A 16,056-nucleotide genomic window follows, 5' to 3' on the forward strand; every position below is an offset into this window, starting at 1 on the left:
CATGACGCTACTCTCTACCGGCGCTGACGATGCGCAGCTGGCCGCCGCCTTCCGGCCCATTTTCGCCCGCATCGCCGACGGGGCGGTGAGCCGGGAATTGAGTCGTACCCTGCCCGTAGAGCCGATCCGCTGGCTGAAGGAGGCCGGGTTCGGCACCCTGCGCATCCCTAAGGAGAAGGGCGGCTGGGGCGCGTCGCTGCCGCAGCTGGTGACCCTGCTGGCCGAGCTGGCGGCGGCGGACTCCAACATTCCCCAGGCCCTGCGGGGCCACTTCGCCTTTGTCGAGGACCGGCTTAACCAGCCCGACTCGCCGGATCGGGACCGCTGGTTCCGCCGCTTCCTCGACGGCGAGCTGGTGGGCAACGGCTGGACCGAAACCGGGAGCGTGAAGCTGGGAGAGGTGCTGACCCGGCTCACGCCGCAGGCGGAAGGCTGGCGGCTGGACGGTGAGAAGTTCTACAGCACCGGCGCGCTGTACGCCGACTGGATTGACGTCTTCGCCCGCCGCAATGATACCCAGCAGGACGTCATTGCCCTGGTCAGCACCCGGCAGGATGCCGTTGAGCGGCTGGACGACTGGGACGGCTTCGGCCAGCGGCTCACCGGCAGCGGCACCACCCGCTTCACGCAGGCGCGGGTCGAGCGGGCGCACGTTTACGATTTCGCCACCCGCTTTCGTTACCAGACCGCATTTTATCAGCACGTCCTGCTGGCAACGCTGGTGGGAATAGGTCTGGCAGTAGAGCGCGATGCCGCCGAAGGCGTCAAAAAGCGTACCCGAATGTACAGCCACGGCAACGCCGCCGTCTCCCGCGACGATCCCCAGGTGCTGCAGGTGGTGGGCGAAATAAGCAGCTGGGCGCAGGCGGTAAAAGCCACCGCCCTGCAGGCCGCCCGGGCGCTGCAGCTGGCCTACGAGGCGCACGCCGGGGCGGATGACGCGCGGCTGGCGCAGCTGAATGAGGTGGCGGAAATTGAGTCTGCCCGGGCGCAGGTGGTGGCAAGCGAACTTATCCCGCGCGCGGCGACGGCGCTGTTCAGCGCGCTGGGGGCCTCCGATACCCGCACCGGTAAGGCGCTTGACCGCCACTGGCGCAACGCCCGTACCGTGGCGTCCCATAATCCGGTTATCTACAAGGCGCGCAACGTCGGCGGCTGGCTGGTGAACGGCACGCCGCCGACCTTTAAGTGGCGGATCGGGGAAGGTGAACAGAGCGGGAAGTAATCGATGGGGCAGAGGGAAAGCGCCAGGATGGCGCTGCCCTTTTGCCGGACGGCGCTGCGCTTGCACCGGCCTACGATCCCCGGCAGGCGCTGCTTTTGCACCGGGCTACGGTTCGACGGTCCTCTGTCGGCCCGGCAAGCGCAGCGCCGCCGGGCGTCTGGCTGATGTCAGCCGGGTCTTATTGTTTATCCAGCGACCAGGTGGCGCTGCGCACGTCCACCTTCACCGGCAGCAGACCGATGCCGGTAAAGGTGTCCGCCAGCGCCTGCTGCTGGTCGTACACCTCCGGCGTCATGCGTTCTGCGCCGTAGGGCGAGCGGGCGATGGCCTTCTGCCAGATGCCTTTATCCAGCCCGGTTGATGAAGAAAGAATGCCGGCGGCATCCTGCTGATGGGCGTTGGCCCAGTCGCTTAATTTGCCCAGTTCATCCAGCACCTGCTTCGCCGCGTCCGGCGCGGTTTCGGCAAATTTGCGGCTGGCGAGGTAGAAGGTGTAGTGCGGCACCAGCCCTTCGGCGTTGCGGATCAGCCTGGCGCGGGCGTTGGTTTCTACCTCGGCGAGATAAGGATCCCAGATGACCCACGCGTCGATGGCCCCGCGCTGGAAGGCGGCCCGGGCATCGGCGGGCGGCAGGTAGACCGGCGTAATATCCTTGTAGGTCAGCCCGGCTTCCTCCAGCGCCTTCACCAGCAGGTAGTTGACGTCGGAGCCTTTATTGAGCCCCACGCGCTTGCCCTTCAGATCGGCGACCGTCTTAATGGCCGAGTTCTCCGGCACCACGATGGCCTCGGTTTTGGGGTTGGCGGGCGAGTGGCCGAGATAGACCAGATCGGCCTTTGCCGCCTGGGCGAAGGCCGGCGGCGCATCGCCGGTGGCGGCCAGATCGATGCTTCCCACGTTCAGGACTTCAAGCATCTGCGGCCCGGCGGGAAACTCCACCCAGCGCACGGCGATGCCCTGTTTTTTAAAGGTCTCATCGAGGGTGCCCCGGTATTTGAGCAGGGCGAAGATATTGGCTTTCTGGTAGCCGATATTGACGGTTTCCGGCGCTTTCGCCGCGGCGGAAGCGGAGAGGGCGAGTAGCAGTAGGATCGTAAGGCGCGGCAGTCTGGGCATGGTAACTCTCCTTGGGATAATGTGCCGTAAGGTAGCAAATGAAGGAGAGGGCCGATAAATAACAAAAGCGGGTTTCTATTGCCGCTGTCCGGCAATAGAAGGGTGGCCCGACGCGCAGGGCGACGCCGGGCCTGAGGCGTTAGTCGCAGGCAACGATTTTCATCGCCAGGCCGCCGCGGGAGGTTTCGCGATACTTGGCGTTCATGTCCTTGCCGGTTTCGTACATTGTTTCAATCACTTTATCGAGGCAGACGCGCGGTTCGCTGGTGCGGCGGAGCGCCATCCGCGCGGCGTTGACCGCCTTCACTGAGGCAATAGCGTTGCGCTCGATACACGGCACCTGCACCTGTCCGGCCACCGGATCGCAGGTCAGGCCAAGGTTGTGCTCCATGCCGATTTCGGCGGCGATGCACACCTGCGCCGGGCTACCGCCGAGCAGCTCCGCCAGGCCGGCCGCCGCCATCGAGCAGGCCACGCCCACTTCGCCCTGGCAACCCACTTCCGCGCCGGAGATAGAGGCGTTCATTTTGTACAGCGAGCCCACGGCGCTGGCCACCAGCAGATAGCGGGCCAGGGAGTTAGCGTTCACTTCGCGGATGAACTTGTCGTAGTAGGCCAGCACCGCCGGCACGATGCCGCAGGCGCCGTTGGTCGGGGCGGTGACCACACGGCCGCCGGCGGCGTTCTCTTCGTTGACCGCCAGCGCGAACATGTTGATCCAGTCCACCACCGCCATCGGATCGCTGGAGATTTTGTCCTGGCTGACCAGCATCCGGCGCAGCGCGGCGGCGCGGCGCGGCACCCGCAGCTTGCCGGGCAGGACGCCTTCGGTGGTGATACCGCGCTCAATGCCGCTGCGCATGACGTCCCACACCGCGGCGAAGTGCCGCTCAAGTTCTTCCTTACTGTGCAGGGCAAGCTCGTTCTGCATCATCAGCCCGGAAAGGGAGAGGCCCGTCTGCTGGCAGTGGCGCTGCAGGTCGGCGGCGGTTTTGTAGGGATAGGGTACGGCGACCGGGGCGCTTTCGCTCTGGCCGAAGTGGGCTTCGTCGACGATAAAACCGCCGCCGATGGAGTAATAGGTCTGGCTATAGACGGCCTTGTCGCCGCTGAGCGCAGTAATGCGCATGCCGTTCTCGTGCAGGGAGAGGTTGTCGGCATGGAAGTTCATGCACTGGTCTACCGGGAATTCCACTTCGTGCTCGCCGTTGGCCAGCAGCAGGCGACCGTGGGTATTGACGTCCTGGATAAAGCCCGGAATGGCGTCGATATCAACGGTATCCGGCAGATTTCCCGCCAGACCCATGATAATCGCGATGTCGGTGTGGTGGCCCTTGCCGGTCAGGGAGAGGGAGCCGTAGACATCGACCACCACGCGGGTGACGTCGTGAAGCATTTCGCGCGCAATCAGGTCGTCCGTGAATTGCTTACCCGCTTTCATTGGTCCGACGGTGTGGGAGCTGGAGGGGCCAATGCCGATTTTGAAAATATCGAATACGCTAATCATGCTTGCGTCCATTCTGTAGAGATGCGCCGCCGGTCGGCGGCGCGGGGATATTAGGCGAACAGAGAGTACAGGGAGTAGAAGATGGCGGAGATGGCAACCAGACCCATCACCACAACGAAGGCGTTGCTGATGTGGCCGCTGTATTTGCGCATCGCCGGCACTTTGTTAATCGCATACATCGGCATCAGGAACAGGATAACCGCGATAACCGGGCCGCCCAGGGTTTCGATCATGCCGAGGATGCTCGGGTTCAGGGTAGCGATCAGCCAGCAGGTGACCAGCATAAACAGCGCAGTGAATTTGTTCAGCTTGCTGATTTCGATGGATTTACCTTTGCCGCGCAGGGATTTAACCACCATGCCGTTGAAACCTTCGCGAGCGCCCAGGTAGTGGCCGAGGAACGATTTGGTGATTGCCACGATAGCGATGATCGGTGCCATCCACTCGATAACCGGCGCGTTGAAGTGGTTCGCCAGGTAAGACAGGATGGAGATGTTCTGCGCTTTCGCTTCTGCCAGGTCTGCCGGAGAGAGGCTGAAGACGCAGCTGAAGACGAAGAACATTACGGTCAGCACCATCATCACGTGGGCACAGGCCAGAATTTTGGAGCATTTCTTCTCGGCGCCCTGGCCGTACTCTTCACGCTTCGCCACGGCGAAGGAGGAGATGATCGGCGAGTGGTTGAAGGAGAAGACCATTACCGGGATCGCCAGCCACAGGGTCATCCACAGACCGTTGCCGGTAGAGGCTGCGCTGCTCAGAGAGAGAGTATCCAGCGCGGCACCGCTCCACTGCGGGATCAGGTAGCAGGCCAGCACCATCAGGGCTGCAACGAACGGGAATACCAGTACGCTCATTGCCTTCACGATCATCTGCTCGCCGAAGCGCACGATAGTCATCATGCCGACGATCAGAATCAGCGACAGCACGGCGCGCGGCGGCGGCGTGATGGCCAGCTGGTGGGTCATGAAGCTCTCAACGGTATTGGTGATACCGACGCTGTAAACCAGCAGGATCGGGTAAATAGCGAAGAAGTAGAGCAGGGTGATGATTTTACCCGCGCCAACGCCGAAGTGTTCTTCAACGACTTCAGTGATGTCTTCACCCGGATTTTTACCGGACAGCACGAAGCGGGTCAGGCCGCGGTGCGCGAAGAAGGTCATCGGGAAGGCAAGGATTGCCATGATGATCAGCGGGATCATGCCGCCCACGCCGGCGTTGATTGGCAGGAACAGGACGCCTGCGCCGATAGCGGTGCCGTAAAGGCCCAGCATCCACATCGTATCCGTCTTGCGCCATCCGCTGCGGCTGTCTGCCGTAGCCAGAGTACTGGTTTGGGTGGTTTCCATCTCTTTCTCTCCTGAGGAAGCAATTAGCCAGTTTTTTAGTCAAAAACGCGGTCTAAATCACTGGCAGTAATATAAATTCATGCAAAACGGGATTTTCATACAATTATTCCCCGGTTCTCATTGGCCCGGAAAGATACATTTATGTCATCAATGCATCAGTGATCGCGATCTCAAATGCAATAAAACACCAGTTAAATGCTAATTCATGGCTCATTGGTCTATTTTTTTTATTTTATGCTGAATTAATGCGCAGATAATGGCTTGTTGTCAGGATGTTTTTTAAAGGTTAATGGATGCGCGGGCAGATAAATGGCTAATTAAAGGGGTAAAAATGGCATCTCTTCATGAAATAAAGCGTTAATCGTGGTTGTTTATTGTGCATGAACAAGCATGGCGGGCAGAAGAAGAGAAGGGCGGCTTATGCGCCGCCCTTGAGTCAGGAACAGATTTCGTAGCAGGGCGTATAGGCTGAGCCCGGCAGCTTCATGCGGTGCTGGGCAACGAAGCTTTGCAGCAGGTTGTCCATCCGGCGCATCATTTCCGGGTCGCCGTGGATTTTATACGGGCCGTGGGCTTCAATGGCGCGAATGCCCACCTCTTTCACGTTACCGGCAACGATGCCCGAGAAGGCGCGGCGCAGATCGGCGGCCAGCACCTCGACCGGCTGATCCGGATAGAGCTTGAGGTTGGCCATGTTTTCATGCGTCGGCTCAAACGGCCGCTGCAGGTCCGGCGCAATGCGCATTGACCAGTTGAAGCTGTAGGCATCGCCGGTTTCGCGGCGGCACTCTTTCACCAGCGGCATCGCTTTTTTCATATGGCGGGCTACTTCGGCCTCATCGCCAATGATGATGCGGTAGTGGCGGCGGGCCTCTTCCCCGAGCGTATGGACGATAAAATCATCCAGCACCCGGAAGTAGTCGGCGCTCTCTTTCGGTCCGGTCAGCACCAGCGGCAGAATTTGGTTTTTGTTGGCCGGGTTCATCAGGATCCCCAGCAGATAGAGCAGCTCCTCCGCCGTACCGACGCCGCCGGGGAAGATGATAATGCCGTGGGCGATGCGTACGAAGCCCTCCAGGCGCTTCTCGATATCCGGCATGATGATCAGTTCGTTCACCAGCGGGTTCGGCGGCTCGGCGGCGATGATCGAGGGTTCCGTCATGCCGATAAAGCGCCCGTCTTTGTAGCGCTGCTGGGCGTGGCCGACGGCGGCGCCCTTCATCGGCGCCTCCATCGCGCCCGGGCCGCAGCCGGTGCAGATATTCAGCTCGCGCAGGCCGAGCTGGTTACCGACCCGGCGGGCATACAGGTATTCGTTCTCGTTAATCGAGTGGCCGCCCCAGCACACTACCATGCTCGGCTCTTCGCCGACGTGCAGCGCGCGGGCGTTGCGCAGGATAGAGAACACCAGGTTGGTGATATGCACCGAGCTTTCCTGGTCGAGTTCCGGCAGACGCGAGGGGTTATGCAGCTGGCCGTAAACGAACAGGATATCGCGCAGCACGGCAAACAGGTTGGCCTGCAGGGAGCGGATAATGCGGCCGTCAACGAACGCCTCTTCCGGCGGGTTGATAAGCTCAAGCTTCACGCCGCGCTCGCGGCGCAGCACGTTGATATCAAAATTCTGAAAGCGGGAAAGCAGCTCTTTGCTGCTGTCGGTCTGGCTGCCTGAGTTCAGTACGGCTAAGGAACAGTTGCGAAACAGTTGATAGAGGTCGCTGCTGGCATTGCTTTTCAGCATGTCTACTTCCAGCTGCGACAGCAGATCCATTGAGCCAAGTGGGCTAACGTGTGTAATCAAGTGCACTCCTTATGGGACGAATTGTTGACTTCCCTGCTGATTACAATAGCCTCGCCCTGCGGATTTCGACAAGGGAAAGCGCGGCCTTCACCGCGCTTAAATTGCAATGAACTGTTTACTGGCGAACCAGGCGGCCGGTTGCCGGGGTGAACTCTGCGTTGCTGCGCCACGGATTAATATCCAGACCGCCGCGGCGGGTGTAGCGGGCGTAAACGCTTAGCGTGTCCGGTCGGCAGAAGCGCTGGATATCGCAGAAGATGCGCTCGACGCACTGCTCGTGAAATTCATTGTGGTGGCGGAAAGAGACCAGATAGCGCAGCAGCTTTTCGCGATCGATGCGCGGGCCGCGGTACTGGATCTGCACTGAGCCCCAGTCCGGCTGGTGGGTGATCAGGCAGTTGGACTTCAGCAGGTGGCTGACCAGCGTCTCTTCCACGACGTCGCCGCCCGCCGCGCCCGCCAGGTGATCGGCGCTGAACGCGTAGCTGTCAATCGCGATATCCTGATCGTCGATACAGGTGCCGCGAAAGCGGGCCACCGGCTGGCCTTCGATTTCATCCAGACGGTAGAGCGCCACGCTGACGTCGCCCTGCGCGCAGGCGCGCAGATCGCGCTCCAGCGTGCTGCGCACGTCGTCCCAGGAGGCAAAGCGCGTCTGATTGAAGCTGTTGAGGTAGAGCTTAAAGCTTTTCGACTCCACCAGATTGACGCTGGTGTCGCTCAACTCAACGTGGCCGACGGCGACCTGCGGCAGCCCTTTGGCATTGAGCCACGACAGTTCGTACAGGGTCCAGATATCGCCGCCGTGAAACGGCAGGTGGTCGGCGCAAATGCCCAGCGGATCGCGGTTCAGGCTGCGGGGCACCGGCTGCAGCAGCGAGGCGTCATAAATATCGCGGTACTCGGTTGATTTACCGAGCGTCAGGCCGGACAGCGCCCGATCGTTTTCATAGGAGGACATGTTTCACTCTTGCAAAGCAGGTAGACTATGGCGCTAAGTTTATCCTGACAGCACCAGAGAGAGAAAGCCGTGGATTCAGAGACGTCAGATGCCCTGAGGGCCTTTACCCAGCGTTATTGCGCCGCCTGGCAGCAGCAATACGGCACCGATCCGCGCAGCGAAGCGCTGTACGGCGTGCCCTCGCCGTGCATCACCCGGACTGCCGGCGAAGCCGTATTCTGGCAACCGCAGCCGTTTCCGTTGGCCGCAAATCTCAGCGGCGTTGAAAAAGCCATTGAGATTGTGGTACAACAGCCGCTGCAGACCTATTATACCACTCAGCTTGCCGGCGATATGCAGGCTGACTTCGGCGGGCGTCAGCTGATGCTGCTGCAGGCCTGGAGCGCGGACGACTTTCTGCGCGTGCAGGAGAATCTCATCGGCCATCTGGTCATGCAGCGCCGCCTGAAGCTGTCGCCGACGCTGTTTATTGCTACCCTTGAGAGTGAGCTGGACGTCATTTCGGTGTGTAATCTCTCAGGCGAGGTATTACTCGAAACGGTCGGTACCCGCAGGCGCAGCGTGCTTTCCGCATCGCTTGCCAGCTTCCTTTCCCATCTTGAGCCCGCGCTGTAAGCTATTCACCAGCGTTTTTTGTGAGAGATCTCTTACATGGCTTGTGAGAGATCGCCTGGTTAAACGCGCGATATAACCCTCATTCTGTCTTTTAATTTATCTATAAAACAGTTATTTAACTATTAAAACCACGGCTTTCATATGAAAATCCTCATGTTACTCATAAGTAAAGAGGCTTGTAAGATGAGGCGTAATAAGGGATTCTATGCACGTCGACAAGACGTCAGACATTGAGACGAACATCAGGATGATGACGTTTCAGAGGAACGCCAGGATGGTGCTGCAAGGAAAGGCTTCAGGATGAAGCAAAGAGGATGGCGCAGGACGCGTTAAGGGACACCTCCAGGATGGAGAATGAGAGCCAGTCGGGACGATTGGCGGATCGGGAAGATCGGGACCTGCTTATGGACAGGCATATCGTATCGGGGTGGTACGTGCAGGATGCAACGGTTTATGGATGAACTGGTCAGGAGACCGCAGGAAAAGTTGTCATGGATGAGCAGGGAGCACCAAATTATGTAGCCGGATTGCTGCGAAACGAACCGGGAGCACTGTGAAAACAGTGCTCCCTTTTTTTATGTCCGGTTTATGGTGTTTCGTTTATTTCGAATGTTGTTTATTTCGTTTATTTCGTTTATCCTGTAATTCAGTGTTTAATGCAGGCGGAATAACCCATGAAAAACGCAATTCTTGATAGCGTATGCTTACCGGCTCCAAAAGAGATCGAGGCTGCCGTTCGCGGACAGCGTGAGCTTGCAACCTGGTTATCAACCCGGCTCGAAACGCAAAAAATAGCTATTCAGGATGCGGATAGTATTTCGCATCAGATTGAGTTGCCTACTTCTGCATTGATATTGTTAATGACTATCCTGGGGGAGCTGGCTGCGGGAAACGCGGTGCAGGTCGTGCCTGTACACGCTGAGCTGACGACTCAGGAAGCCGCCAATATTCTGAATGTTTCGCGTCCGCATATGGTGAAACTTCTCGAAAATGGCGAACTGCCCTTTCATAAGACAGGACGCCACCGCCGCGTGCTTTTTGCCGATCTAATGAACTACAAGCAGCAGCGCGATCGCCAGCGTCAGCAAGCGCTGACCGATCTCAGCCAGGACGCTGGACTTTATTTCAGATCTTTTTGACTTAAACCATGCGCTGGCACTGCAGGCTGCCGCTGAACAGCGGGCCAGTATGAGAAGACCGGCGAAGAGCGTCGAGGAGTACCTTGAATCGCTGCTTCGCCAGGGGCTGCCAATGACAGCCAAAGCGCTGGATAGGTATCGGGCAATGCTATAACTCAGCAGGGGTTATGAGTAACATCGAGCGATTCCTACACAACCCCTATCACTTCCAGCCTGCCGTCAGCGATTATTCAGCATCCAGTATTTATAGGCGACTCTGATACTTTCGTGCGCGTTATTGCCAATCCGAGGCGTGCCGTGGCCGCGCATTGCGGCGCGGCGGGCGTACATTCGCGAGGTGCTGAACATTGACCTGCCGGAGGAGGTTATCCCGCTCTCCAACGCCGTCGCTTACCTGCGGCCATTTCTGCTGGCCAGGGAGAAGTCTTTGGTCTGCGGACGCTGAGTAGGGTATTCTCCTGCGCAAATTGATAGAGCGAGATTTGCGAGGTTTCCATGACCCAACACCATCCCGTCCGCCAGCGCCTGCACGCGCTTGAGGCGCTGATGCGCGAACACCAGTACTGGGAGGCTGAAGCCCCCGACAGCGCCGCGTTCGCCAGCACCCAGCCGTTCTGCATGGACACGCTGGAGCCGCTTGCGTGGCTGCAGTGGGTACTTATTCCACGCCTGCACCAGCTGCTCGATGCCCGGCAGGCGCTGCCGCAAAGCTTCGCCGTCGCGCCCTACTACGAGATGGCCCTGGACGCGGGCCATCCGCTGCGGGCCATCATTCTGCCGGAGCTGGAGCAGCTCGACGCGCTGTTCGCGGGCGAGAGCGCCTGATGCTGGAGATCCTCTACCGGGACGAATGGCTGGTCGCCGTCAACAAACCCTCCGGCTGGCTGGTGCACCGCAGCTGGCTGGACCGCGATGAAAAAGTGGTGGTGATGCAGACCGTGCGCGACCAGATTGGCCAGCACGTCTTTACCGCCCACCGCCTCGACCGGCCCACCTCCGGCGTGCTGCTGATGGGGCTTTCCAGCGAGGCGGGCCGCCTGCTGTCGCAGCAGTTTGAGCAGCATCAGATCCAGAAGCGCTACCACGCCGTCGTGCGCGGCTGGCTGACGGAGGAGGCCACGCTCGACTATCCTCTGGTCGAGGAGCTGGATAAAATCGCCGACAAGTTCGCCCGCGAGGACAAAGACCCGCAGCCGGCGGTCACCCACTATCGCGGACTGGCCACCGTCGAGATGCCGGTGGCCACCGGACGCTATCCGACGACGCGCTACGGGCTGGTTGAGCTGGAGCCAAAAACCGGCCGCAAGCACCAACTGCGCCGCCACCTGAGCCACCTGCGCCACCCGATCATCGGCGACAGCAAGCACGGCGACCTGCGCCAGAACCGCAGCGCGGCGGCGCACTTCGGCTGCGGCCGCCTGATGCTGCACGCCAGCGAGCTGTCGCTGACCCATCCCTTCACCGGCGAGCCGCTGACGATCCGCGCCGGTTTTGACGACATCTGGATGCAGGCGCTGTCACACTTCGGCTGGCGCGGCCTGCTCCCTCAGATGGAAAGGGTTGAGTTTACGCCTGACAGCGTTCAGGATGGCGACATTCACTAATATCTCAGGGAGATACGCAATGGCGGAAGTAGGCATTTTTGTCGGCACCATGTACGGAAACGCGCTGCTGGTGGCCGAAGAGGCGCAGGCTATTCTCAGCGCCCGCGGGCACAAGGCGCAGGTTTTTGAAGATCCGGAGATCCGCGACTGGGAGGCCTGCCAGGGCAAGTACGTGCTGGTGGTGACCTCCACCACCGGGCAGGGCGAGCTGCCTGAGAGCATCGCGCCGCTGTACGAAGGCATTCGCGATAGGTATCAGCCGCACCTGCGCTACGGCGTGATTGCGCTGGGCGACAGCAGCTACGAGCATTTCTGCGGCGGCGGCAAGAAGTTCGATGCCCTGCTGCAGGAGCAGGGCGCGCAGCGCATCGGCGAGATGCTGATGATTGATGCCGCCGAAGATCCCGAGCCGGAGAGCGTGTCGAACCCGTGGGTGGAGCAGTGGGCGACGCTGCTGGGCTGAGCCGCTGCGCCGTCTGAGGCCATGCCCGGCGGCGCTTCGCTTGCACGGGCCTACAGTAGGGCCGTGCGCCACGATGCAGGCCGGGTAAGGTGCCGTCGCTGCCCGGTAAAAGCCGTCAGGCTCAGGCCAGCATTTTCCCCGCTTCCCGCGTGACGTTATCCATTTCGTCCAGCAGCTCGAGCAGCTCGGGCTCCATCTGCCCGGCGCTGACGCCGTTGCGCAGCTGCCCCTCAATCAGGTGGCAGAGGTTCTTCATGCGCGGCACGCCGCTGTAGCTGCAGCTGCCGTGCAGCTTGTGGATCACATCAAGCAGATCTTCCGGCGCTTCACCCACCAGCTGCTCTTCGACTTTGTTGCGCACCTCCGGCAGAAATTCCACCAGCATCTGCAGCATCTGGCGGGCAAGGTCCGGCTTATTGGCCGCCTGGCGCATGGCAAGATTCCAGTCGAGGGTGCAGTTGATATTCCCGGTCGGCGGCGTTTCCGGCATCTCAACCTTCGGCGTGGTCATGCCGGGCTTATAGCGCAGCAGCAGGTTGCGCAGCTTGCTCTCCTCAATGGGTTTGGCCAGGTAGTCGTTCATACCGGCGCTGAGCAGCTTCTCCTTTTGCCCCGCCATGGCGTGGGCGGTGACCGCAATCACCGGCGTCTGCTGCTGGTGGGAGAGCTGGCGGATCAGCTCACAGGCGCGGATGCCGTCCATGTCCGGCATCTGGATATCCATCAGAATCAGGTCCAGCGGCTGCTGGCGGGCCGTCTCATAAGCCCGCTGGCCGCTTTCGCACAGTACGACGTGCTTAACCTGATCGTCGAGCAGCGCGCCAATCAGCTTCAGGTTGGCCGGGTTGTCGTCGACGGCCATCACCGTCATATCGAGCCGCTCGCTGCTGGCCTCGGCCACCAGCGGAAGCTGGTTGCTGCGGCAGTACTCGGCAAGCGTCGGCAGCAGGCGCGTCGAGGTCAGCGGTTTGAGCAGGCAGGCGGCAACGCCGCCCTGCTTGAGGGCTTCGGCATCGACCTGCGCGTGGCAGGGCAGACCCATAATCAGGAAGTCGGTCATCCTGTGGGGGCGGGCCAGCCGCTCGGTTTCATTGGTCAGGTCGCGCATCGACACCGGGACGCCGATCAGCAGAATGTCGTAACGATCGTCGGGCAGGGCGGTGAAGGAGGGGCTGAAGATCACCTCCAGCGGCGTGGTGGCCAGCAGGTCCAGCGTGCACTGGGCGGCGGCGGCGTTGGTTTCGACATAGGCGAGGCGTTTGCCCGCCAGGCTGTTGAGCATCGGCACTTCGCACACGGCGTTGCTGTTAAGATCGAGGCTGATATGGAACCAGAAGGTGGAGCCGCGATTGGGCTGGCTGTGGAAAGAGATATCGCCGCCCATCTCTTTCACCAGCTTCTGGGTGATGGCCAGCCCCAGCCCGGTGCCGCCGTGCCGACGGGAGATGCTGGCGTCCGCCTGGCGGAAAGCCTGGAACAGCCGCGACTGGCCGCGCTCCGGGATACCGATGCCGGTATCTTTGATTTGCACCTCTATCTGCACTTTGTTGTTGCTCAGGGCGCGCTTCTCGACCAGCACGTCGATGTTGCCGTTTTCGGTAAACTTGATGGCGTTGCCCACCAGGTTGGTGATCACCTGCTGCAGGCGCAGCGGGTCGCCGATCACGTTGTCCGGCACGTCGCTGCGGATATTGAGCGTCAGCTCCAGCCCCTTGTCGTGGGCGGCGTGGGCCAGCAGAGTGATGATTTCGTCCAGCGAGCTGCGCAGCGGGAACGGAATACTCTCCAGCATCAGCTTGCCGGCCTCGAGCCTTGAGAAGTCGAGCACGTCATTGATGATGGTCAGCAGGTTGTTGGCCGAGCGCTCGATGGTGTTCAGATGATCGCGCTGGGTCGGGTTGAGATCGGTTTTCAGCGTCAGGCGGGTAAAGCCGATGACGCCGTTGAGCGGCGTGCGCAGCTCGTGGGACATGTTGGCAAGGAACTCGGACTTGATGCGAGCCGCTTCCTGGGCGCGCTTTTTCGCCAGATCCAGTTCGACGTTCTGGATCTCCATCTGCTCCAGCGTTTCGCGCAGATCGGAGGTCGCCTGATCGACGTTGTGCTGCATCTCTTCGTGATAGGCGGCCAGCGACATCGCCATCGAGTTGATGCCGTTTTTCAGCATATCCAGCTCGCCGAGCATAAAGCCCTCGACCCGGCTGTCGAGCTGTCCGCGGCGAATGCGGTCAACGGTATTGACCATGTTGCGAATCGGCCCGGTCACATCGCGCATCAGCCGCCAGCCGAAAATCAGCGCGATACCGATGCAGAACAGCATCATGACGCTGGAGATAAACATCTCCTTATACTGCTGCAGGCGAACGGACTTCAGATCCAGCTCCAGCGCCACGTAGCCGAGCATGTTCTCCGGCATTTTCGCATCCGAGTTGGGCGACTCGTCGGGAGAGTAGCTCTCCGAGATAATGGGCGTGCGCAGGATCATCAGATCGCCGCTGCGAATGACGCTCAGTTGGCGCGGCAGCGGCGAGCCGTGGGGCAACTGCAGTTCAGTCGGATCAAGATGGTAGTTGGAGGTCACAAACAGCCGGTTGTGCTCATCGTAAACGGAGATGGCGCGCACAATATCCGAATGGCGGCGGTGCAGAACGCTGATAAGCTGACCGATGGACTCGCGATTTTGCAGGTTCATGCCATATTCACTGGACACCGCCAGCGGCTCAATAATGCTGGCCCCGGCGTCCTCCAGCTGGCGCTGCAGGTCATGATAGCGATGTACAACAAAGAAGACGCTGAGCAGCAGACCGATAAGCACGGTCGGGGCCAGAATCAGGATCATCATACGCGCGCGCAGGCTGTAGTTGGTCATGGCGGTCCGTTATGGGAGAATCAGGGTTAATTTGTTGGTTTGAGAACACTCTCTACGATGGCGCAATTCTACTCTGCAAAACGGCGCGTGACGACGCGCCAGATCATAACCGTAACGGCAAGCGAACTCGATACTTTCGGGCAGGGCGTGGCGAAATATAACGGTAAGCTGCTGTTTATCAGCGGATTACTGCCCGATGAGCAGGCGGAAGTGACCCTCACGGAGGAGAAGAAACAGTTCGCGCGCGGACAGGTTAAGCGCCGCCTCAGCGATAGCCCTGAGCGCGAACAGCCGCGCTGCCCGCACTTTACCGTCTGCGGCGGCTGCCAGCAGCAGCACGCCAGCGTCGCGCTCCAGCAGCGCAGCAAGCGGGCCGCGCTGGCGCGGCAGATGAAGCACGACGTTGAGGCGGTCATCGCCGCCTCGCCCTGGGGCTACCGCCGCCGGGCGCGCTTTAGCCTCAGCTATCAGCCGAAAAACGGCCAGCTGCAGATGGGCTTTCGTAAAGCGGGCAGCAGCGATATCGTGGATATCCACCGCTGCCCCGTTCTGGTGCCCACTCTTGAGGCGCTGCTGCCGGCGCTGCGCGAGTGCCTCGGCGATTTGCAGTCGGCGCGCCACCTCGGCCACGTTGAGCTGGTGCAGGCCGATAACGGCCCGCTGATGGTGCTGCGCCATACCGCGCCGCTGCCGGCGGGCGACCGGGAAAAACTGGAACGCTTTTCGCATTCACATCGGCTTGCCCTGTGGCTGGCGCCGGACAGCGATAAGATGGTGCAGCTTTCCGGCGAGGCGCCCTGGTATAGCTCAGACGGGCTACGCTTAACGTTCAGCCCCCGGGACTTCATTCAGGTCAACGACGGCGTGAATCAGCAGATGGTGACTACCGCGCTGGAATGGCTGGAGGTGGGACCGCAGGACCGGGTGCTGGATCTGTTCTGCGGCATGGGCAATTTTACCCTGCCGCTGGCGACGCGGGCGGCAAGCGTGGTCGGCGTAGAGGGCGTGCCGGCGCTGGTGGCTAAGGCGCAGCAGAATGCGGCCGATAACGGTCTGCATAACGTCACTTTTTACCACGAGAATCTGGAAGAGGACGTGACGCGCCAGGCCTGGGCGAGAAACGGCTTTGACAAAATTTTACTCGACCCGGCGCGCGCGGGCGCGCCGGGCGTGTTACAGCATATCGTTAAATTAGCCCCCGCCAGGGTGGTCTATGTCTCCTGTAACCCGGCGACGCTCGCCCGGGACAGCGAAGTGCTGCTGGCGGCAGGCTACCAGATAACGCGTCTGGCAATGCTGGATATGTTCCCGCACACTGGGCACCTGGAGTCGATGGTGCTGTTTGAACATCCATAATGAAGAATGGCTTGCTGAATCCGGCAGGCCCGGTTCCCAAAGGAGAGGAC

14 protein-coding genes are annotated in these 16,056 nt (G+C 60.5%); 8 read left to right on the top strand and 6 right to left on the bottom strand.

Annotated elements, in window-relative coordinates; all coding sequences use genetic code 11:
* The first annotated feature begins 1 nt into the window (after nucleotide 1).
* The gene (locus ENGE1_RS11255; RefSeq protein WP_048253381.1) at nucleotides 2-1,225 is read left to right on the top strand and encodes an acyl-CoA dehydrogenase family protein; all 1,224 of its coding nucleotides are present in this window, start codon (nucleotides 2-4) and stop codon (nucleotides 1,223-1,225) included.
* Between the two features lie 178 nt (nucleotides 1,226-1,403).
* Here the strand turns inward: ENGE1_RS11255 and ENGE1_RS11260 are convergent, their stop codons facing one another.
* The 5 genes from ENGE1_RS11260 to queF form a co-directional block, all read right to left on the bottom strand.
* On the bottom strand, nucleotides 1,404-2,342 hold the full coding sequence (locus tag ENGE1_RS11260; protein WP_048253380.1) for a sulfonate ABC transporter substrate-binding protein: 939 nt from the start codon (nucleotides 2,340-2,342) through the stop codon (nucleotides 1,404-1,406).
* A 139-nt stretch (nucleotides 2,343-2,481) separates the two neighbouring features.
* Complete coding sequence (locus tag ENGE1_RS11265) at nucleotides 2,482-3,849, bottom strand: L-serine ammonia-lyase (RefSeq protein WP_043082230.1); 1,368 nt, start codon at nucleotides 3,847-3,849, stop codon at nucleotides 2,482-2,484.
* 50 nt (nucleotides 3,850-3,899) lie between these two features.
* On the bottom strand, nucleotides 3,900-5,198 hold the full coding sequence (locus ENGE1_RS11270; RefSeq protein WP_043082231.1) for an HAAAP family serine/threonine permease: 1,299 nt from the start codon (nucleotides 5,196-5,198) through the stop codon (nucleotides 3,900-3,902).
* Nucleotides 5,199-5,634: 436 nt separating this feature from the next.
* Nucleotides 5,635-6,999, bottom strand: a complete 1,365-nt coding sequence (gene ppnN / locus ENGE1_RS11275) for a nucleotide 5'-monophosphate nucleosidase PpnN (protein ID WP_048253379.1) — start codon at nucleotides 6,997-6,999, stop codon at nucleotides 5,635-5,637.
* A 115-nt stretch (nucleotides 7,000-7,114) separates the two neighbouring features.
* Complete coding sequence (gene queF / locus ENGE1_RS11280) at nucleotides 7,115-7,960, bottom strand: NADPH-dependent 7-cyano-7-deazaguanine reductase QueF (protein WP_048253378.1); 846 nt, start codon at nucleotides 7,958-7,960, stop codon at nucleotides 7,115-7,117.
* Nucleotides 7,961-8,029: 69 nt separating this feature from the next.
* On the opposite strand from queF, the gene syd reads away from it, so the two are divergent.
* From syd to ENGE1_RS11305, 6 genes are all read left to right on the top strand, one after another.
* A complete protein-coding gene (gene syd / locus ENGE1_RS11285; RefSeq protein WP_043082234.1) occupies nucleotides 8,030-8,575 on the top strand; it encodes a SecY-interacting protein in 546 nt (181 codons plus the stop codon).
* 674 nt (nucleotides 8,576-9,249) lie between these two features.
* A complete protein-coding gene (locus tag ENGE1_RS11290) occupies nucleotides 9,250-9,714 on the top strand; it encodes a helix-turn-helix domain-containing protein (protein WP_048253377.1) in 465 nt (154 codons plus the stop codon).
* Nucleotides 9,715-9,991: 277 nt separating this feature from the next.
* Complete coding sequence (locus tag ENGE1_RS28425) at nucleotides 9,992-10,159, top strand: hypothetical protein (protein WP_155407618.1); 168 nt, start codon at nucleotides 9,992-9,994, stop codon at nucleotides 10,157-10,159.
* 50 nt (nucleotides 10,160-10,209) lie between these two features.
* On the top strand, nucleotides 10,210-10,539 hold the full coding sequence (locus ENGE1_RS11295; RefSeq protein ID WP_043082237.1) for a YqcC family protein: 330 nt from the start codon (nucleotides 10,210-10,212) through the stop codon (nucleotides 10,537-10,539).
* Entirely contained in the window at nucleotides 10,539-11,318 is a 780-nt protein-coding gene (truC, locus tag ENGE1_RS11300) for a tRNA pseudouridine(65) synthase TruC (RefSeq protein WP_043082238.1), read from the top strand. Before ENGE1_RS11295 ends, truC begins: the two co-directional genes overlap by 1 nt.
* 19 nt (nucleotides 11,319-11,337) lie before the next feature.
* The gene (locus ENGE1_RS11305) at nucleotides 11,338-11,781 is read left to right on the top strand and encodes a flavodoxin (protein ID WP_043082239.1); all 444 of its coding nucleotides are present in this window, start codon (nucleotides 11,338-11,340) and stop codon (nucleotides 11,779-11,781) included.
* Nucleotides 11,782-11,902: 121 nt separating this feature from the next.
* On the opposite strand, the gene barA is transcribed toward ENGE1_RS11305, so the two are convergent.
* The gene (gene barA / locus ENGE1_RS11310; protein WP_064360617.1) at nucleotides 11,903-14,650 is read right to left on the bottom strand and encodes a two-component sensor histidine kinase BarA; all 2,748 of its coding nucleotides are present in this window, start codon (nucleotides 14,648-14,650) and stop codon (nucleotides 11,903-11,905) included.
* 57 nt (nucleotides 14,651-14,707) lie between these two features.
* On the opposite strand from barA, the gene rlmD reads away from it, so the two are divergent.
* Nucleotides 14,708-16,006, top strand: a complete 1,299-nt coding sequence (gene rlmD / locus ENGE1_RS11315; RefSeq protein ID WP_048253376.1) for a 23S rRNA (uracil(1939)-C(5))-methyltransferase RlmD — start codon at nucleotides 14,708-14,710, stop codon at nucleotides 16,004-16,006.
* Nucleotides 16,007-16,056: the final 50 nt, after the last annotated feature.

This window comes from Pluralibacter gergoviae ATCC 33028 = NBRC 105706, from assembly GCF_001598855.1.
In the GTDB taxonomy this organism is placed as follows: Bacteria; Pseudomonadota; Gammaproteobacteria; order Enterobacterales; family Enterobacteriaceae; genus Pluralibacter; species Pluralibacter gergoviae.